The sequence below is a fragment of the Pedobacter psychrodurus genome, assembly GCF_004331735.1.
In the GTDB taxonomy this organism is placed as follows: domain Bacteria; phylum Bacteroidota; class Bacteroidia; order Sphingobacteriales; family Sphingobacteriaceae; genus Pedobacter; species Pedobacter psychrodurus.
The window spans coordinates 24,802-44,707 of record NZ_SJSO01000009.1 but is presented as its reverse complement, the minus strand read 5'-3'; the positions used below and the strand labels follow the sequence as shown (position 1 = coordinate 44,707).

Here is a 19,906-nt window from a genome sequence, read left to right as displayed (position 1 = left end):
TAAACTATCTAATGCGATTTGTATAGTATTTAATTTAAAAACTCACGCCTACCTGTAAACCTGTAGAGAGTGAGGTAGGTAGATTGTTGCCGAATCTTACTGGGAATGGTAATGAAAAATACAGGCTCGCATTTTTTCCTTTTTTTATAACCTGGTTCAAAATTGGTGTAAAGCCATAACGGCCGCTAGTCTCAAATGCTGCGCGACCAATCAATGTAAATCCGTGTTTAAACCGGAACATCGCTCCTGGATGAAACAGGACTGAACTTACTTTCGAAATGTTATGCTCGGTACGGATACTGGGTGCAATCTCGAAACTGATCCCAAATTTGTCACTCTTTAAAATGTTTATTCCAAATGGAAATGCGAGGGTATATACATTCGAAAAGTTATCATGAAATCCATTTTTATCCCAGGATCCGATGGGGTGGAGCAAACTGAAATAGCCGGTTACCTTTGGATAGATCTGAGTTTGGGTTGTTTGTTGTGCTGTTGCAGATAAACTTAGTGCGGTAGTGAAAACCAGCACAAACATACTGTGCATGAAAAAGGATCTGGTAAAGATTTTATGCATAATTCCTAAATGAATTTAATGAGTAGTCCGATGATAGCCGCTACACCAATGATGTAAGGCTCCTGTAATTTTCTGATGTAGATGAGTGCCAGTATAGCGGCTACTGCGATAAATGCGGTTGGAATGTCTTTTATAGAGCGCGTACCGATCACAATTACTGAACCCACCAGAGCGCCAATTACAGCGGCGGTAATTCCTTCTACGAATGTTTTAACGCTGTTGTTTTTTGCAATCTTTTTGAAAGAGGGGGCTAAAGCTACAGTAAAAAGGTAGCAAGGCAGAAAAGTAGCGAGTGCCGCAACGCTGGCCCCCGGAAATCCTGCAACAAGATAGCCGATAAAGCCTACCGTAATTACTACTGGTCCGGGTGTGATCATGGCAACCGCAACCGAATCTACAAACTGCGCCTCTGTAAGCCAACCGAATTCCTTCACTACACCACCGTGCAGGAAAGGTACAATAGCCAGTCCGCTACCAAATACAAATGTGCCTGCTTTAGCAAAAAACCAGCCGATCTCTTGTAAGGTTTTGCTGTCATAGTTCCAGAAACCAGTACTGAATAGTATTCCGGCAGGTAGGGTGGATGGCTTTTTGATCCATTGTGGTGGAGCCTTAATGAGCATATACAGGATGCCACAACCTAGAAAAAGTAAGACTTCCTCTTTTTCGGTAATGATGGTGATTACGATTCCAATGATATAAAACAGCCATAAAAGCCATTTGGATTTAATGGCAGGAAGTTCCAATTTGCTGATTGACTTAATAGTCAGTTTATAAGCACTCATGGTAATGATACCGATTACGGCAGCACCTACACCATAAAACACCGCTTGCATCCACGCTAGTCCGCCATATAGTTGGTAGGCCATGCCGAGCAAAACCACCATGATGAAGGATGGCAGTACAAAGGCTAATCCTGTTAAAGTAGCTCCGATTAAACCATAATGTACAAAGCCAATATAAATGCCTAGCTGTGCTGCCAGAGGCCCTGGGGCCAGTTGTGCAAGCGCCAGCCCCTCTTTGTATTCCTCTTCGCTTATCCAGCCTTTCTGCTCAACCAGGTCACGCTGCATATAACCAACCAGCGCAACCGGACCACCAAATCCCCAGGTACCCAGTTTTAGGAAATACTTGGTGATTTCGGCTAGTGAGTATTGCGGCTTGGTTTTATCTGTTTGTTCTTTCATCAGGCAAATTGTATTTTCATTACAATATTGCTTATTCGCAGAACCTTATAATTGTACAGATTTAACTATTTGTATCCGTTTTACTTTTTTGGTGCTTTTTTCTGTAAAATGATGGATTTTCTCCGGTCTGCTTCTTAAAAATCCGGTTAAAGTGGCTCTGGTCTGAAAACCCAGTGAGATAAGCAATCTCGGTTAAGGAGTAAGTTGTACTTTCTATTAACAGCATAGCCTTTTCAATCCGCATCTTCCGTATATAATCTCCAAAAGATAGGTTATCAAAGTATTTGGAAAACGCTCTTGATAAATACGCTGGGTTAATCTCCAGTTCATCTTAAGCCTGCTGGAGGCTCAAAGACATATTGGTGTCCATCTGATCCTGTATCATTTCCCGTAATTCATTCGCCCAGGCTGGTGCTTTCTTTCCTTTATTTTCCCGAAGGTACTTGGTATATATCTCCAGTAACATTTTTTCAACTGGACTGGCCTGTGTATGTTTTTTGTGGTAAAGGTGTTTTGCCCAGCTGTATAGCCCATCATAGATCCGTATACCTAGTGCCAGTAATTCCTGGTCATTTGAACTGTGATAGGCTAATCCCGAAAATACAGCTTCTAGCCCTGCTGCCTGTGGAGCGAAGTCATGACGATCAGTGTCTGCCCCACGAACGATGGCAGCTATCCGGTCAAGAGCAATATCTTTTAACTGGTATTTTTTGATGAAATAATCAAATGTGCATTGATCGTCGTAATGCGTATATTCCACATCTGGCATGTCAAACGGTACGGCCCCTAATTCTTCAGCCTTAATCATCACCTGATCTGAAGGCACATAAATAATTTCTGCATCGGGATCGATAAAACGCCTGATCAGCCAAGGGCAGGCAATTCGGTCAATTTTCGGATGCTCGCGGGTGATCCATTTTGTCATTTTTATTAGGAGTTTAAGCAAAGTTAACTATCGTAGGTGATTTTAATAATAATTCGATGAAACCTTCGCTTTAATAATTAGAGTGGATAATATCATTCCTCTAATTAAAATTTGACGACTTTTTTTAGATAGTCTCCAAGATACATGCTGTTACTTTTTTACCAAAAGCGGTTTTCCTTTTTCAACGATATAGGTTGCGAGTTCAATGGCCTTCGTTTTTCCGATATTTTTTGCAGCGTGCGCCACACCGGCAGGAATAAAAAGTGTATCACCTGCTTTAAGTGTTACTTTTTCTTTTCCCTCAACCTCATAAATAAATGTGCCTTTGAGTACGTAGATAACTTCTTCGCCGGGATGGGTATGCATACCGAAAGCTGTTCCTTTGTCGAAATCTATTCTCACTTGTACGGTTTCCCAGCCGTGAATGCTGAGGTCGTGTCGCTGTAAGGGTATGCGTGTGATGCCTTGTTGTGCAGCGGCAGTGCCTGGTAAAAAAAATGCAGATAGGCTGAGTACTACGGCTATTGCAAGGATGCTGAAATTCGTTTTCATCTTGTTTTTTGTTTAAAATAGGTTTAACGGAGTGTTTTAAAAGCTGCGCGGATCTCTTCTGAGAAAATTTGAGGTTGTTCCCAGGCGGCAAAATGCCCTCCTATACTTACCTCATTAAAATAGATTAAATTTTTATATGCGCGGCGCGCCCAGGTTTCGGGTGATGCATAAACATCTTGAGGAAATGTTGTAACCGCTACCGGAATGGTGATTTGATCGGATTTCATAGCACCTGCACTAATGAGGCTTACATTTCGGTTTTCCCAGTAAATTCTTGAGGAAGAACCTGCCGAGCCAGTAAGCCAGTATAGCGAAATGTCGTCAAGAACTTCATCTTTTGTTGGCAACTGTTTGGGATCATTTCCATACGACCAGTTTTCGAAACCAGGATGCAGGAAAATCCATGCCGCAAGTCCTGCTGGAGAATCGTTAAGACCATAACTTACGCCTTGCGGACGTGTTTCCATTGTTGTTTTATAGATAAACCCACCGCCAACGATCTCTTTATTGAGTTGTTCAAAAGCAGCACGTTCTTTATCAGAAAAACCTGCCGGTACAGTTTTACCTCCCAGTGCCATTCCTGCTTCTGTCGGTAATGTAGCTGGTAAATTGCTATGGATACCTAACAATCCTTCAGGTGCTCGTAAGGCCATAGCATTAACAATTCCAGCACCCCAATCGCCACCTTGTGCAACATATTGTTTGTATCCAAGACGGTCCATCAGTACAATCCAGGCTTTTGCAATCCTGTCGATATTCCAGCCTGCTTCAGTTGGTTTACCTGAGAAACCGAAACCAGGAAGGGAGGGAATGATTAGATCAAAAGCATCTTCGGTTTTTCCGCCATATGCAGTTGGATTGCTTAGCGGACCAATAACATTTGTAAATTCAAATACCGACCCAGGCCAGCCATGGCTTAGAATTAATGGCATGGCATTTTTATGTTTCGATTTAACGTGGATAAAATGAATGTCAACTCCATCTATCTTGGTTACAAATTGTGGATAAGCATTTAGTTTGGCCTCAGCTTTTCTCCAGTCGTAATTTGTTCCCCAGTATTTGATCAGTTCTTTCATTTTGGAAAGTTTAGCGCCCTGCGATTGATCTGTTACTGTTTCTTGATCTGGCCATTTTGTAGCCAAAACGCGTTGACGGAGATCTTTAATAGCCGTATCTGAGATGTTTACTTTAAAAGGCCGTATGGGCTCTTCAGTTTTCAACTTCTCCTGAGCAACGGCAAATGTGACTTGCATCAGTAATATTCCTGTGAATATTATGCGCACGAAATTATTTATTGTTTTCATTTTGTTATTCTCTTTAATTATGGTTTAATTTTTTATTATGATGAGAGATGTTCAAATAGCTCAAATCTTTATTCAACCGGTCAATCCCTGATTACCTTGTTTTTATAGAATATTAGTCTCAACGTTGATATTACCTTTTATCGCTTTTGAATAAGGACACAAAGTATGTGCGTGTTCTGCAATGGCTAGCGCATCTTCACGATCGATACCTGGGAGATTAATGTTTAAGCGAACCTGTAATGAATATCCTTCGGTATCTGATAGTACCAGATCTACTTCTGCATCAATATGTGAGTCTGCCGGAAGTTTGATGTTTTTGATTGCTGCTGATTTACCCATGGCGCCTAAAAAACAAGCTGACCAACCTGCAGCAAACAATTGCTCGGGGTTAGTGCCTTCGCCTCTTCCTCCAGGAGGAGTAAGTGTAATGTCTAAACGGCCATCTGAACTTTTTGAAGCGCCTTGACGGCCACCAGTAGTAGTTGTTGTTCCTGTGTACACCACTTTTGATGTACTGTTGTTTGAATTTTCCATTTTTTGTTATTTTAAATTGTTTATTGATCTGCGATAAAACTGTTTTTGTTTTATGCAGTAAAGGTATTGTGGTAATGGCTGGAGAACTATGACAGAGTAGTTGAAGTAGACAAAGTAGGGGATAGAATAGACAGAATTGGTTATGATCTTGTCTGGCGGGTTCGGAAGTTAATCTTGTATACATCCCGAAACTGTTCTAATATATTATCCTGAACCTGCAGAATTTTGATTGTATCCTTTGAATGAGAAAATTAAGCCCTGATTAATCCTAGCATAGCTACAGTATTTTTTATGCCAAATATGTTATAGCTTTTTTTAAAAAGCCTGTCTGGTAAATTTCGTAGATGGTGGAATGTTTAATAAGAAGTGCTTTCTCTTTTGATACCTTGCGTTGCCGTAAAGCCCCTTCAACATTGTCGCATATTACCACTGGCAAACTCGAATTTACATGCCATCTTGGTGTAGTCAGGAATTCATATTAAAAACCGACAAGTTAGTGGAGCAGCTACCACTCCAAAAACGGGCGAAACCGAAAAGCCTGAAGAGTAGGGAATTAAAAAATGATTTTATGTCGAACAACAGCGTTTCATTGCACAGAGTTTTAAAAGCATCGCCAGAAAAAATATACCGTGCAATCACCGAGCCCTTGGCCATTGCTTCATGTTACCTCCATACGGTTTTCTTTATACCGTTCACGAAATGACAGTAGCATTAGGAGGTTCTTTTAAAATGTCGTTTCAAAATTTTACCACCTCTAATAGTCATTCATTCGGAGGGAAATACATTGAAATCATACCAAACGAGTTTCTAAAGTACACCGATCAGTTTGATGATCCAAATCTGCCTGGTGAGATGATCACCGCAGTTTGGTTAAAAAAGACTTTGGTAGGTACTGAAATTAAAATTTCACAAGAAGGGATTCCTTCAGTTATACCTGTAGAGATGTGTTACCTCGGTTGGCAGGAGTCGCTTGAAATGTAGCAACTCCAGTTTGTAGGTTGCATTAAGATTCCCGCCTGCGCGGGAAAGACGACGATTTTCAGAATCTGTCATTGGTAGCTTGTCGAAGGACTTAGTTAAATACGTTTTTATGTGTTTCGACAGGCTCTCCGTAGGAGTCCTTTGGACAACATGACAAAATATGAAGAGAAATTGCCTTTATGATAAGCCTCTAGTATGTACTTACTTCCATTTTAATATATTAAACTTATGCCCATCTGGGTCGGCAAAGGCGCAACCATACATGCCTTGAAATTCCTCCGGTGGTGAGAATACAGCACCACCAGCATCTTTTACTTTTACGGCCCAATCATCTACTTCTGCATCTGTTTCTGCCGAAATGGTAAATATGACTTCGTTGCCCTTGCTCAAATCGGCCAGCTCGCCTTTCATGCCCTTTTTTAAACTATCTTCCTTAAAAAAGTGGATCACAAAATTATCCTCTCCAAATAAAAAGCTTGCTAACTCATCACTTTCGCGCCCTGCATTTTTTTCAAAACCAAGTTTGGTGTAAAAGGCGCTGCTTTTCTCTACATTTTTAACGCCTAAATTGGCCCAGATTTTTGTTTTCATCATTATAGTATTTAAATATTGATAACAAAACAATAACGAACTCACCAACAAAACCGATTATGGATTTGATGCAAGATATGCCGGAGAGAATAATAAAAATAATAAAATCATAATCAGTAATAAGAGCCCATTCACCCAATAGCGGTTTTTCCAGGGCTTTAAATCAACAACCTGTTTGTTCTGTGCTACATAGGCTGTTTCCATGGGGTATAACCTTCCAATGATGAGCATAATGGCTGTAGTAACAACAAAAAGAATGGCCAGCACATGCAGAAAGTGTATACCGGTATCAAAAACCATTTGTGTAAATATATAGGCTAGAAAGCAAAATCCCAGACCTATTTTTGCGGCAATTGGCGGAACTTTTTTGGTTACAAATCCAACAAACATAATGGTAAAGATCGGGATACTAAATGCCGCATTTATCTTTTGCATAAACGTATAAAAGCTGTCATTAGAAAAGATGAATAATGGTGCAATGAACATGGCCAGTAAGGAGGCAAACATTTCAAATATTTTCGAACTTTTTAACATATTGGCCTCGGTAAGGGCAATGCCTTTCTTTTCTTTGGCTGGTTTGTAAATATTAAGGATAAACAAGGTGCTTGCGCTGTTCAGTCCAGGAGAAAATGAGGTAATAGCAGCGCCAAAAATAACGGCGGCGATAAAACCGCTCAGTACGGGAGGCGATACATCGCTTACTACCCTCGAAAAAACTTCAGTGGTATTCTGCATATTGCTATACATATGAACAGCAATAATTCCTGGTAGCATAAATAATAAGGGACCAAGGAGTTTACCCGCACAGGCCAGTGCAATTCCCTTCTGGCTGGCTTTAAGATCAGAAGAAGCCAATGCCTGTTGCACAATTACCTGTTCAGTACCCCAATAAAAGAGGTTCATCAAAATCATGCCGGTAAAAATGGTAGAAAACGGAATGGCATCGCCTGTTTTTCCTATTGAATTAAAGTGTTCGGTTTTTGAGGTAAGGATGGTATGTATGCCGTGTTGCAGGTCTCCATTTCCAACATGTCTCAGCCCAAAATAAGCAAGTAATAATGCGCCTGTAAACATACAGGCACCTAATACAAGATCAGAAATAACAATGGCTTTTAAACCGCCCAAAATAGAATATAAACTGCCCACAAGCCCAATGCACCAAACCAAAATCCAGATGCTGCTGCCATAACTGATGTTCCAGCTATCGGAAAAGTGAAACAGGCCATTTAATGCCACTGCACCGCTGTACAGTACAATAGGCAACAGGTTAACGAGATAGCCGATCAGAAAAAGGAAGGATACCAGTTTTTTGGTTTGCGGATCGTAACGGCTTTCCAGAAAATCGGGGGTTGTAGACATGGCGCCCTTTAAATAAACAGGGATCACAAATTCTGAAACCACTAACATGGCGAATACAGAACTTACTCCCCATGCCATTACCGTCATGTTGTTAATGTACACCGATTCGCTGCTACCTACAAATTCGGCCGCACTGATATTGGTGAAAAACAAAGCACTTCCCACGGCGGTAAAGCTTAAGGTACGATTGGCAAGAAAGAGCCCTGCAGAGGTCGTAATTTTATGCTTTCGGGTTTTGATCCATGAAATCAATGCAACCAGAAAGGTTACCACAATAAAAGTAACAAAGGCTGTAGTATTCATGTGCTTTGGCTATAAAGAATTTCTTCTGATGAGTACCGTTGGAATAATTTCCTGGATTTTTTCTTTTTTCAGCACTGCCTGTGCAACTTTTTTGCCCATTAACGAGAAATCGGCCGAATATGTGGTGATGCCTCCACCTATAAGTTCTTTTACAACTTCATCGTTATGCGAAAGGATGCCGATATCTTTTCCCACCTGAAGCTGCTTTGCTTCGCAATCTTTCAAGATTTTCCAGATTTCTGAGTTGTTCAGTGTAAAGTAAACCTTGCCTTTTTCTACACTTCCAGGCTCATATTCATTTATGATCCGTGTATTTACGGCAAAATCTTTAGTGAACTTTTTAAAGGCCCTGATAATTTCGACAGGATCTAACGAACCGGGAACATGGAAGAAAATCATTTCATCGAACTTTTTTATGGTATCAGCAAGTTCGGCTAAAACCTGATAGGTAGATTGTTCAAATTCTTGCGTAACATAATTAAATTCACCTTTTAGTGCTTCGTAACGGTCGAACATGATGAGTTTATTGTTCGGCAAGCTATCTAACAGGTGTTTGGTTTTAGGGTGTGGAATTGGCGAAATAACATAAACACCATATTTTCCTTTGATCATATCCAGCATCGTTTCGAACATGGTGATATTACCATGATGAAAAAAAACATCGATATGCACATTTGGCCCAAGTTCATTTCTAAAATTACGGTAAAACTGCTCCTGAAAAGAATCAATCAAATACATGAGCAGGGCTACCTTTAAGGTTTGTTCGGTATCGTCGTTAGCCACAAAATAGCCTAAGCGCTTTTTAGATTCCACTATACCCCGGCTAATCAATTCACGATAACCTTTCATTACCGTTTCGCGGGCAAAACCAAGTTCTTTAATCAAAACATTGATAGAGGGAAGCGCTTCTCCTTTAGAAATAATCCTTTCATCAATGGCATTAATAAAACCCTGAACAAACTGCTCATGTTTCGAATAAGAGGGTATTTCTTCCAGTTCCTGTATTTTTTCGAAAATAGTGATCATAAAGTAGATTGGGCTACACTAGTCTATAGGTTTATAATTCTTGTTTGCCTTTTATTTACAAGGTAATAAAATTCAGTTAATCAACAATCGAAAAAAAAATATTCCACATCTCATTTTCCGTGTATTGGTTTGTAAAGATAGATTATGTAACAATAAAGGCACAAAATGGCTTGTTTTTGTTAAGGCAGCTAAATCCTGAACGCGATTTTTTTTATAAAAGCCGAAAATAAGTTTTGCAATTCTAAAAAAAGATCGTTTATATTTACATTATAATAGAACAGAATAGACTAGATTAACTAGACTATCTTTTTATTTCCAACCAAAATAAACCAAATATGAACTTAAAACTTACTTTTCAAAAGTTAGGCTATCCTGATTTGCTCTGGAAAAAGCTTATTTTATTACTACTCTTTTTTGCCGTTTTTGTCCCCTCGTTTGCCCAGCAAATGGTTTCGGGTAGGGTAACAGACAATGGATTGGGATTACCAGGGGCTTCGGTTAGGGTAAAAGGAAGCCAACAGGGCACAAAAACAGATACCGATGGAAGATTTAAATTAAGCGTTCCCTCTAATGCCATTTTAATATTCAGTTATATAGGTTACACTGATCAGGAAATTAATGTAGGTGATAAAACCAACATCGAGGTACAGTTGGTAGAAACATCAGGCGCTGGCCTTAATGATGTGGTTGTGGTAGGTTATGGTACCAAGAAGCGGGCAAATTTAACGGGTGCGGTTGCCACGATCAGTGGAGCTGAGCTGGCTAAATCTCCTTCAACCAACCTGACCAATTCTATTGCCGGTCAGGTTCCGGGGCTTATTGTAAATACCAGAAGCGGCGAGCCGGGTAATGATAATGCCGATGTGTTTGTTCGTGGAAAAAGTACTTTAGGCAGCACGGGGGCACTGGTGGTAATTGATGGGATTCCAGACAGATCGGGTGGTTTTGCCAGGTTGAACCCAGCTGATATCGAATCTTTTACGGTGATCAAAGATGCAAGTGCTGCAATTTATGGTGCACGATCGGCAAATGGTGTTATCCTTATTACCACAAAAAGAGGTAAATCTGGCCGACCAGTGTTTTCGCTTGGAACCAACTGGGCTACAACACAGCCTACACGTGTGCCAGAGATGCTCAATTCTTATCAATATGCACAGGCAACCAATGAATACGATGCTTTAGTTGGTCAGCAATTAACATGGAAAGCGGAAGATATTGAAAAATTCCGCAACGGATCTGATCCGCTGGCTTATCCCAACAGCAACTGGTGGGATGCGGTAATGAAAAAACGTGCACTACAGCAAAATCATATTCTTTCACTTAGTGGTGGAACAGATAAAGTGAGTTATTTTTTCTCGGGCCAGCACCAGAAACAAGATGGTATTTATAAACGCGATGCCGCCTATTATACACAAGACCAGGCGAGGGCAAATGTAGATGTGAATGTAACCGATAATTTTAAAATAGGGGTGGATGTGAGTTACCGTAACGAATTCCGCAATGCAGCCAAACGTGGTTATGATGCCGGGGGAATTTTTAGGGAATTATGGTTAGCCTATCCTTACCTTACCCCGATATACGACAATGAACTTGTTGGTGTGGGTATTGGAGGCGGTCCGGATAACAGTTTGGTTTACATTACTTCTGGAGAGGCCGGATACCAAAGATTCACAACTGATTACCTGCAAACCAAGGCATCTTTTAGCTGGAAGCTGGATAAGGTGGCCAAAGGACTTTTTGTAGATGGGTATTACGCGTTTGACAAAACGATATCGAAAACCAAATCGTTTACCAAAACACCACCACCAGCATACCGCTATAACCCGGCTACGAAAGGATACACTCAGGTTGTTTCTTCGATTACGCCATCTTTATTTGAACAACGGGGCGATATTAATCAAGGTTTATTAAATTTAAAGTTAGGATATTCAAAAACAATCAGCGATCATACTTTTGATGCCTTTGTTGCTTTCGAAAGCTTTAAAGGAAATACCGACATCATTAATGCCAACAGGGTAAATTTCCTGAGCAATAGTTTGGACCAGCTTTTTGCAGGTAGCCTTATCGGGCAGCAGAACAATTCGAGCGCTGCAAAAGCCGCACGTGTGAATTACATTAGCCGTTTCTCTTACAATTATAAAGGTAGGTACCTGTTAGATTATACCATGCGTTATGATGGTTCTCAGAATTTTCCACAAGGAAAACGTTATGGTTTTTTCCCAGGAGTATCAGCAGGATGGCGTATTTCGCAGGAAGATTTCTTTAAATCTGAAGTGATCAACGAGCTGAAATTGAGGGCTTCGTGGGGCAAAACCGGTAATGATGCGGTTTCTGCATTCAATTACCTGCAAACCTATTTGCTTGGTAGTGGTTATGGCTATTCTTTGGGTGCTGGCGCTTCACAGGTCTCATCTCTGGTATTAGGTCCAACACCAAATCCGAACATTACCTGGGAGCTGGCCAATACTACCGATATTGGTCTGGAAGCACAATTTTTTAAAGGAAAACTAGGCGTTAATATCGATGTATTCAGGTCGCTGCGTTCTAACATCCTGATCACGAGAAGCGAGTCAGTTCCTGGATATACAGGTCTAACACTACCAAGTGAAAACTTAGGTAAAGTATTAAACCGTGGTATAGAAATGGAGGTTTTACACCACAACAATATTGGCGATTCTTTTAAGTACAACGTTAGGGGCAATATCACTTTCGCAAGGAACAAGGTAATCTTTATGGATGAAGCCGCCAATATTCCCGATTACCAACGCAAAACCAATATTCCTATCGATTCGTGGTTCTTGTACCAAAGTGATGGCATTTATCAAAATCAACAGGAAATTAACAATACGCCACACCCGGCAGGTACTGGTGTTGGCGACATCAGGTATAAGGATATAAACAATGATGGTGCGATTAATGACCTGGATAAAGTGCGAACCCCACTTACCCGTACACCAGAAATTATGTTTGGTACCTCTGTTGGTGCAAGCTGGAAAAATATAGATTTTACGGTTTTCTTTCAGGGGCAGGCAAGGGCCAAATCTTACCTGGCACCCGCAGGCTTAAATATGGTGCAGGAATTTTTTGAAAAAAGATGGCAAAACCCGGGAGATAATAAATACCCAAGAAACTTTAGCGGTCCAACCGGCAGAACATTTGGCGTAAATACCCTTGAATCGGATCTGTGGTTAAGAAATGCAGCTTTTGTAAGGTTAAAGAACATTGAATTTGGTTATACCTTTTCAAAAACGTTAATCGAAAAGATAAAAATGCAAAATGTAAGACTTTACATCAGCGGAACAAACCTATTTTCTATCGATCGCTTCGGGCCATCATTTGACCCCGAAACCCCAAGTAATTCAGGACAGTATTATCCACAACAGCGTGTGATCAATGTTGGCGCAAACATTACCTTCTAAAAAAGTATATCATGAAATTGAACATCAATAATTATAAAATCAACAGCACGATTTTACTCATCTGTACACTGCTGTTAATCGGAGGATGTAAAAAGGCGCTCGAGCTGCAGCCTTTAAATGCTTACTCAGAAAAGGATGTGTGGACCGATCCGAAACTGGTTCAGGTTTTTGTAAACAGTATTTACGATCAAACCGTGTTGGCTTACCAGGATGGTGGACTAGGCTGGGGCGCGCAAACCGATGAGCTTTACGGAAACTTTAACTGGACAAACGAAAACCTGTATGTACGGGGTGAGGCCACGCCAGATAACCAAAGTTCAGGATCGCTGAACCATTGGAACAAAATGTATGCTTCTATCCGCTACAGCAATATATTCTTTGCAAATATTGATCAGGTAACGGGAGGAGGCGATGCGGTTAAAAACATGAAAGGTGAGGTGCATTTTTTACGCGCTTTGGCTTATTTCGAACTGCTAAAAAGGTTTGGCGGTGTGCCGCTTATTGTTAAGGTTTACGATGTGAACGACAAAAGCTTTAGCGAGAAAAGAGCCACTTGGACCGAAACGAAGGATTTTATACTTGCCGAGATCACAGAGGCTTTAAAAACCTTGCCAACAGTTTATGCAAGTGCCAATGATAAAGGTCGCGCCACCGCAGGAGCAGCTTTGGCCTTAAAATCGAGACTCTTGCTGTATGCTGCGAGCCCATATTTTAACAAAAGCAACGATAAGAAGCTGTGGGAAGATGCAAAATTGGCAGCCAAGGCGGTAATTGATTTCGCTACGCCTAAATATGCCTTATATGGCAATGCGGCCAACGGTACCTATAATAAAACCTATCTCGATTTTTTCAATTCAGAAATCATCTTTTCAAGGGTATACAGCGGCTTGGTAAGGGCAGATCGCTACAATACCGTTAGCCGTGATTTGAGTCCAAATGGTTATAATGGTTATAGCGCATACAATGTTGTTCAACAAATGGTTGATGATTTTGAAATGGCCGATGGTACGAAATTTAGCTGGAGCAATCCTGTACAGGCAAAAGACCCGTATCTGAACAGAGAACCAAGATTTTATGCTACAATTTTGGCCAATAACCAGCAGTTTAAAGGGCGTTTAACGAGCTTTTTTGAAGGTGGTGACGACTCTCCTCAAAGTCCTTATTCTCCATGGAATGCGTCGAAAACGAGATACTGTGTGAAAAAAATGGTAAATGAGGCCTTCGACTGGAATGTTCAGGACTACGATGCTACCCAGTGGGTGGTTTTCAGGTTATCAGAAATCTATTTGAATTATGCTGAAGCCTGTGCTGCACTTGGTGAAGATGGCGAGGCCCTAAATTACCTGAATAAAATAAGAACCGAAAAAGCGGGTATGCCAGTGGTAAGTGGATCTGGAGCCGTGTTAATGGATAAGATAAGACATGAGCGCAGGATAGAACTTTGTTTTGAAGGACACCGTTATTTTGATATCAGGAGATGGGGGATCGCAGAAACAGGTTCAGAAGATGCAAAAGGGGTTACCATTACCAAACAAGCAAATGGTACGTTTAACTATGCATTAATGACCGTTCAAGAGCGCACCTGGGTGCCAAGTTTTTATTTCTACCCAATACCAAGAAGTGAAATACAAAAGAACCCTGCCATTGTGCAAAATCCAAATTATTAATTAAATGCTATTTTTAATGAAGGTTGTCTCATAAATAATAGAATTTGTCATCCTGAGCCTGTCGAAGGACCTTATCGAAAGATTTTAGGGCGTTTCGACAGGCTCAACGTGACAGATTTGAAGAAAAATTGTATTTATGAACAGGCCTCTTCATTTTTTTCTTTTTTGATATGAAATCTTTCCCGATAAAATGTATATCGCTCATCTTATTTTTGCTCTATTATTTTGATGCAAATGCCCAGGATTTACGCTGGCACCTGCAAAAGAGCGGGGGCATTGAATGGACCGTTAAAAAAAATGCCAAACATACCGATCAGATAGAAATGAGCGGGAAACAAATTTCCGCCATAATTACCTATGGGGTAAACGATAAAAATAACCTGATCTTAAAAAGAAAACTCGTGTTCCCGATGCTGCGGATTATCCCGAACGATACCCGTGGGAGCCTGATTAAGGATTTTGATCAGTTAATGCCGTCAGTTTTGATAGATGGAACACCCTTGAACGAGCAGCCTGTGGCTTTTTCCATCAACGGTTCTGTAGTGGCTAGGTCTGAGGTGGGGTATGTGAGCGTGCTGCGTGAGCTCTTTCCATCAACTGATAAACCGGCATTTATTGAACACACGGTATTTAAAAATAAGGGATTGAAACCAGTAGAAATTGTTGTCCCGGAGCTTAATCACACAGATAGTACAGCACGCAATAAAGGTGTTTATGGTATATACCTGCTGAATACAAAAATATTTGGAGCCGGTAGGTTTATTTTAAAGGCCGGAGAAGAGCAGGCCTATGCAATTGTTTATTCTGCATGGAAAACAGCCGATGAGCCTTATACTTATTCTTCAGCATACGAATTGTTAAAGCGACAGAATTTTGTAAACGAAATTACGCAGCAACTGGTGCTGAAAACGCCAAATGATACCCTGAATCAGATGTTTGCTTTTGCCAAAATCAGGGCATCTGAAAGTATTTTTGACACGAAAAATGGTTTAATGCATGGTCCTGGTGGTGGATCTTATTATGCTGCAATCTGGGCAAATGATCAGGCAGAATATATGGATCCGTTTTTTCCTTTTTTGGGTAATGCTGCAGGAAATGAAAGTGCTAAAAACAGTTTCCGCTTGTTTGCTAAATATATGAATCCCGATTACAAACCTATCCCAAGTTCGATCATTGCAGAAGGAACTGATAAATGGAACGGAGCTGGCGATCGTGGCGATATGGCTATGATTGCTTATGGAGCCTCAAGGTTTGCACTGGCTTATGCAGATACTGCTGAAGCGCGAAAATTGTGGCCACTAATAGAATGGTGCCTGGAGTTTTCGAGGAGGAAAAAAAGTGCAGATGGCGTAATTGCTTCCGATTCGGATGAGCTGGAAGGAAGGTTCCCTGCTGGTAAAATTAACCTGTCAACCAATACACTGGTTTACGGCGCATTAATCAGTGCTTCTGATCTGTCGGTGAGCCTTGGGGATAAAACGACTTCAGTGAAATTGCGTAAAGAAGCTGCCGTATTAAAAACAGCAATAGAGAAATATTTTGGCGCTAAGGTGCAGGGATTCGATACTTACCGTTACTACGAGGGAAACGATAAGCTTCGGTCGTGGATAGGAATGCCCCTGGTGATGGGAATTTACGACAGAAAAGAGCAAACCGCCAAAGCACTTTTGTCTGATTATCTGTGGACGAAGGATGGGATGTTGAGCGAATCGGGATCAAAAGTATTCTGGGACCGTTCGCTTTTGTACGCGGTGCGTGGCTTGTTTAATGCAGGTATAACCGATACCACCATGAAATACCTGAAATACTACACCGCCAAACGTTTGCTGGGCGAACACGTACCCTACGCTGTTGAAGCCTGGCCGGAAGGAGATCAACGCCATCTTTCGGCTGAGAGTGGATTATATTGCCGTGCCATAACCGAAGGATTGTTTGGTATACAACCTACAGGTTTTAAATCATTTCGTTTGTGCCCTTATCTTCCTTCAGACTGGAAGCAAATGTCGCTTAAACACATCAGGGCATTTAATAGCGATTTTGGCCTTACGGTTTCCAGAATTGGAGGAAAGATCAAAATTTTAGTGGAGCAGGAAAGCGGCAAAAAACAAGAAATAAACTGGGACGGAAAACAGGCTGTAGAAATTAACTTATATTAAACACATGAAAAGAATTCTTTTTGTACACTTTTTTCTTTGCCTATGTTGTGGCGTTTATGCGCAGGGCGGAGTAAGTTTTAAATCAACTGATGCCGCTTTACAAACCGCATTTGTTCGGGCTAAAGAAATGGCATTAAGCTATAAAGGTAAAGCCACCGATCCGGTTGGCCCTTGGTACGAATCTGCTTTGCCACCAAGATCAGCATTCTGTATGCGCGATGTAGCCCACCAGAGCATTGGAGGCGAGATACTGGGCTTGAGTAAGGAAAATAAAAATATGTTCAGGTTGTTTGTGAACAATATTTCCGAATCTAAAGACTGGTGTTCTTATTGGGAAATTAACCATTTAGGGAAACCGGCCATAGAAGATTACCGTAATGATACAGCATTCTGGTATAACCTGAATGCAAATTTTGATATTTTAAGTGCTAGCTGGAAGCTGTATTTATGGACGGGCGACCAAGAATATATTAATGGTGCAGGTTTTAAAAACTTTCACGAAAAATCGGTAAGCGAATATATTAAACGTTGGGTATTACAGGCAGATTCATTGCTGAAAAGGCCAACGCATCCAAATGCTCCAGTACCTTTTAATGATAACGATGCCTTTCATAGGTGCCGTGGTTTACCTTCTTATTCAGAGGGTGTGCCCAATATTAAAATGGGGGTCGATCTTGTTGGGGCAATTTACAGCGGCCTAATGTCGTATGCGGCTATCCTTGAGCTAAAAGGGCAACACGATAAAGCAAAACAGTTTAAAGAAAAGGCGGTCGGTTATCAGAAAAGTATCGATGCTTTATGGTGGAATGATCGTGTTTCGCGATACAATACTTTTTATTCGAACGACAATAAGTTCGGCATGGATGAAGGAGAAACCTTTTTACTTTGGTTCGATGCTTTAAAAGCTGGTGAGCGTAAAGAAAAAACCATACAACATTTATTGTCAAAAGACTGGAATGTAGAAAACCTATCGTATTTCCCATTAATTATGTACCAGAACGGACAGGCTGAAAAAGCCTATGGTTATCTGCTTCATTTAACCGATCCTGCAACAGCCAGGAGAGAATATCCTGAAGTTTCTTTCGGTGTAATTAAAGGTTTTACAGAAGGATTAATGGGTGTAGAAGCTGATGCGCGGCTTAATCAGATCAGCACTTTATACCGTGGTAAAAAAACAACAATTGCTGAATTAAAAGATCTACCTGTATTAATGACTTCGATCACGGTAAAACATGATGGTAATATTGCTACAACATTAACCAACAATGGAAAAAAGAAAATTCTTTGGGAGCCCAAATTTTTAGATGATAAGGGAAAAACCATTGTGAAGAAAGCAGTTTGGATAAAACCAGGGAGCTCGCTTAAAATAAAAAGGGCTTAACTGTTTCATTAAGACTATTATTTAACCATTCAGATATTTTTCATCATTAGTTCAATTCCTTTTTTTTAAAATGGCGTAGGGGTAAATACAAATGTTGTTGTCATACTTTCAAAACACAATAAATATTCAATTATTTAAAAACAAAAAGTATGAAAATGAACAAGTTTTATTTATTAATTGCTGTTATGGTTATTACAGCGGGAGTAGCAAAAGCACAAGATTCTGACCTGGTATTTGGTGTAAAAGCTGGTGTAAACTATGGAACATTGCCAACAAGTTTTAAGACCATAACAGATAAAAAAGGAAAGGTAGGTTATAATTTGGGGGTATTTGCACGGGTTGGTAAATCGCTATATTTTCAACCAGAATTGAACTATGTTAGTTTTAAGAGTTCATATGTTTATGCAGCTAACACGTATACACCAAAATTTAACCAACTTAATTTACCACTTATGGTAGGATATAAGCTTATCGATACCGAAGACTTAAATTTCAGGGTTTCTGCAGGCCCTGATGTTAATTATACCCTTAATGACGCAAAAGGGCCAGTTGGCTTTGAGTATAAAAAGCTTAATTTCGGTGGGGTGCTCAATGCTGGTGTAGATATTGGCAACATCAGTATCGATGCCAGATACAGTAGGGGCCTTACCAAAATTAATAAAGGACTAGACGAAAAAAGCGGTTTGTTTAATCTATCTGTAGGATTTAAACTGTTTTAAAAAGTAGGTTAATCAACCTTAAAATAATAATATCCTTATTTTACTATAAAATTGCCCTTCAGTTTATTCTGAAGGGTTTTTTTGTGTCCTTAATGGTATTATGCTTGTTCTTTGATTGATTATAAACGAAACTACGTTTGGATATGAACTAATTCTTTAAAAACTAAAAATGTGTAACTTGAATTCGTAAACACATATTATATGAAATACAACCGACGCGATTTTATTGGTGGCAGCATGGCACTCACATCTGCTTTATTTTTAACGCCAATGGAAACACTAAGTATACCTTCTTCTGGATCTGAAAAATGGACGAGCGGTTTCGCGCTAAAAATTATGGCACCTTATTGGGGCTTTAATGGCTCGGTAACCGATTTTTGCAAAAAGGCAAAAGCGTCGGATTATGATGGAATAGAAATCCTCTGGTCGGCAGAAATTGCTGAAGAATTATTTAAAGCGTTAAAAAAATATCAATTAGAAGTTGGTTTCCTTTGCCGTGGAGATGAAACCCTTCCAGTACCGCACTTTGCAACTTTTAAAAAAGTACTTAAAGAAGCTATTGAACATCGGTATCAAAAACCTTTGTATATAAATGTTCACTCAGGGAAGGATTTTTTTCAATATCAAGACAACAAAAAATTCATTGATTTTACTGTTCAGTATGCTAAAGAAACTGGAGTTCCTATTTATCATGAAACCCATCGTTCGCGTATGCTTTATTCGGCTCCGGCATCATTACAATATTTACAGGAAAACCCTGATTTAAGACTAACCCTCGATATTTCTCATTGGTGTAATGTTAGCGAAAGTTTACTCGAAGATCAACCAGAAACTGTGGCACTTGCTATTTCACGTACTGATCATGTTCACTCCAGGGTTGGCCATGCAGAAGGGCCACAAGTAAGCGATCCGAGAGCACCGGAATGGAAACAAGCGGTTGAAGCGCATTTTGCCTGGTGGGATAAAGTAGTTGCCATAAAAAAACAGCAGGATAAAATTCTGACCATGTTAACCGAATTTGGACCGCCCGGTTATATGCCAACCATTCCGTTTACCAACCTACCAGTTGCCGACCAATGGGCAATAAATGTATTTATGATGGAGGTTTGGCGAAAAAGATATTTGTAGTTTTTGCAAAAAAGAAGGCTGGTTTTGGCCAGCCTTTGGTGTTATTTTTGGGTTAATTCCCAATTGTAAATTCGCTCTTCTATTAGCCTCAGGTACAAGT

Annotated in this window: 17 protein-coding genes; 7 read left to right on the top strand and 10 right to left on the bottom strand. The window is 40.3% G+C overall.

The genetic code is table 11. The annotated features are described in order from the left end of the window. Positions 1–34: 34 nt before the first annotated feature. The 7 genes from EZ456_RS12785 to EZ456_RS12760 all read right to left on the bottom strand — a co-directional run bounded on the left by EZ456_RS12785 (position 35) and on the right by EZ456_RS12760 (position 5,076). The gene (locus EZ456_RS12785) at positions 35–574 is read right to left on the bottom strand and encodes a hypothetical protein (RefSeq protein WP_131530715.1); all 540 of its coding nucleotides are present in this window, start codon (positions 572–574) and stop codon (positions 35–37) included. 5 nt (positions 575–579) lie between these two features. Continuing rightward, positions 580–1,761, bottom strand: coding sequence for a chromate transporter (locus EZ456_RS12780; protein WP_131530713.1), 1,182 nt, complete (start codon positions 1,759–1,761; stop codon positions 580–582). Between the two features lie 61 nt (positions 1,762–1,822). Next, positions 1,823–2,080, bottom strand: coding sequence for a helix-turn-helix domain-containing protein (locus EZ456_RS25540; RefSeq protein ID WP_225876542.1), 258 nt, complete (start codon positions 2,078–2,080; stop codon positions 1,823–1,825). Between the two features lie 12 nt (positions 2,081–2,092). Beyond that, on the bottom strand, positions 2,093–2,686 hold the full coding sequence (locus EZ456_RS12775) for a chromate resistance protein ChrB domain-containing protein (RefSeq protein ID WP_225876532.1): 594 nt from the start codon (positions 2,684–2,686) through the stop codon (positions 2,093–2,095). Between the two features lie 150 nt (positions 2,687–2,836). Beyond that, positions 2,837–3,238, bottom strand: coding sequence for a cupin domain-containing protein (locus EZ456_RS12770; protein WP_131530711.1), 402 nt, complete (start codon positions 3,236–3,238; stop codon positions 2,837–2,839). A gap of 23 nt (positions 3,239–3,261) precedes the next feature. Then, a complete protein-coding gene (locus EZ456_RS12765; RefSeq protein ID WP_131530709.1) occupies positions 3,262–4,542 on the bottom strand; it encodes an epoxide hydrolase family protein in 1,281 nt (426 codons plus the stop codon). A 102-nt stretch (positions 4,543–4,644) separates the two neighbouring features. Then, positions 4,645–5,076, bottom strand: a complete 432-nt coding sequence (locus EZ456_RS12760) for an organic hydroperoxide resistance protein (protein WP_131530707.1) — start codon at positions 5,074–5,076, stop codon at positions 4,645–4,647. A gap of 699 nt (positions 5,077–5,775) precedes the next feature. On the opposite strand from EZ456_RS12760, the gene EZ456_RS12755 reads away from it, so the two are divergent. After that, a complete protein-coding gene (locus EZ456_RS12755) occupies positions 5,776–6,057 on the top strand; it encodes an SRPBCC domain-containing protein (protein ID WP_262711991.1) in 282 nt (93 codons plus the stop codon). Positions 6,058–6,258: 201 nt separating this feature from the next. Here the strand turns inward: EZ456_RS12755 and EZ456_RS12750 are convergent, their stop codons facing one another. The 3 genes from EZ456_RS12750 to EZ456_RS12740 are packed head-to-tail and all read right to left on the bottom strand — an operon-like array spanning position 6,259 to position 9,336. Then, positions 6,259–6,648 carry a VOC family protein gene (locus EZ456_RS12750; RefSeq protein WP_131530705.1) on the bottom strand — a complete coding sequence of 130 codons (390 nt, stop codon included), beginning with the start codon at positions 6,646–6,648 and terminating at the stop codon, positions 6,259–6,261. Between the two features lie 57 nt (positions 6,649–6,705). Next, positions 6,706–8,310: a solute:sodium symporter family transporter gene (locus tag EZ456_RS12745; RefSeq protein WP_131530703.1), complete on the bottom strand. Its 1,605-nt coding sequence runs from the start codon at positions 8,308–8,310 to the stop codon at positions 6,706–6,708. A 9-nt stretch (positions 8,311–8,319) separates the two neighbouring features. Continuing rightward, a complete protein-coding gene (locus EZ456_RS12740) occupies positions 8,320–9,336 on the bottom strand; it encodes a GntR family transcriptional regulator (RefSeq protein ID WP_131530701.1) in 1,017 nt (338 codons plus the stop codon). A 335-nt stretch (positions 9,337–9,671) separates the two neighbouring features. Here EZ456_RS12740 and EZ456_RS12735 point away from each other — a divergent pair, with 335 nt between their 5' ends. The 6 genes from EZ456_RS12735 (at position 9,672) to EZ456_RS12710 (ending at position 19,806) form a co-directional block, all read left to right on the top strand. After that, positions 9,672–12,755, top strand: coding sequence for a SusC/RagA family TonB-linked outer membrane protein (locus EZ456_RS12735; RefSeq protein ID WP_131530699.1), 3,084 nt, complete (start codon positions 9,672–9,674; stop codon positions 12,753–12,755). An 11-nt stretch (positions 12,756–12,766) separates the two neighbouring features. Further along, positions 12,767–14,422: a RagB/SusD family nutrient uptake outer membrane protein gene (locus EZ456_RS12730; protein ID WP_131530697.1), complete on the top strand. Its 1,656-nt coding sequence runs from the start codon at positions 12,767–12,769 to the stop codon at positions 14,420–14,422. Between the two features lie 170 nt (positions 14,423–14,592). Next, positions 14,593–16,578, top strand: a complete 1,986-nt coding sequence (locus tag EZ456_RS12725; protein ID WP_131530695.1) for a glucosidase family protein — start codon at positions 14,593–14,595, stop codon at positions 16,576–16,578. Positions 16,579–16,582: 4 nt separating this feature from the next. Beyond that, entirely contained in the window at positions 16,583–17,959 is a 1,377-nt protein-coding gene (locus tag EZ456_RS12720; protein WP_131530693.1) for a hypothetical protein, read from the top strand. 155 nt (positions 17,960–18,114) lie between these two features. Next, positions 18,115–18,678 carry a porin family protein gene (locus tag EZ456_RS12715; RefSeq protein ID WP_165501315.1) on the top strand — a complete coding sequence of 188 codons (564 nt, stop codon included), beginning with the start codon at positions 18,115–18,117 and terminating at the stop codon, positions 18,676–18,678. A 201-nt stretch (positions 18,679–18,879) separates the two neighbouring features. Further along, positions 18,880–19,806 carry a sugar phosphate isomerase/epimerase family protein gene (locus EZ456_RS12710; RefSeq protein ID WP_131530689.1) on the top strand — a complete coding sequence of 309 codons (927 nt, stop codon included), beginning with the start codon at positions 18,880–18,882 and terminating at the stop codon, positions 19,804–19,806. The last annotated feature ends 100 nt before the right edge of the window (positions 19,807–19,906 follow it).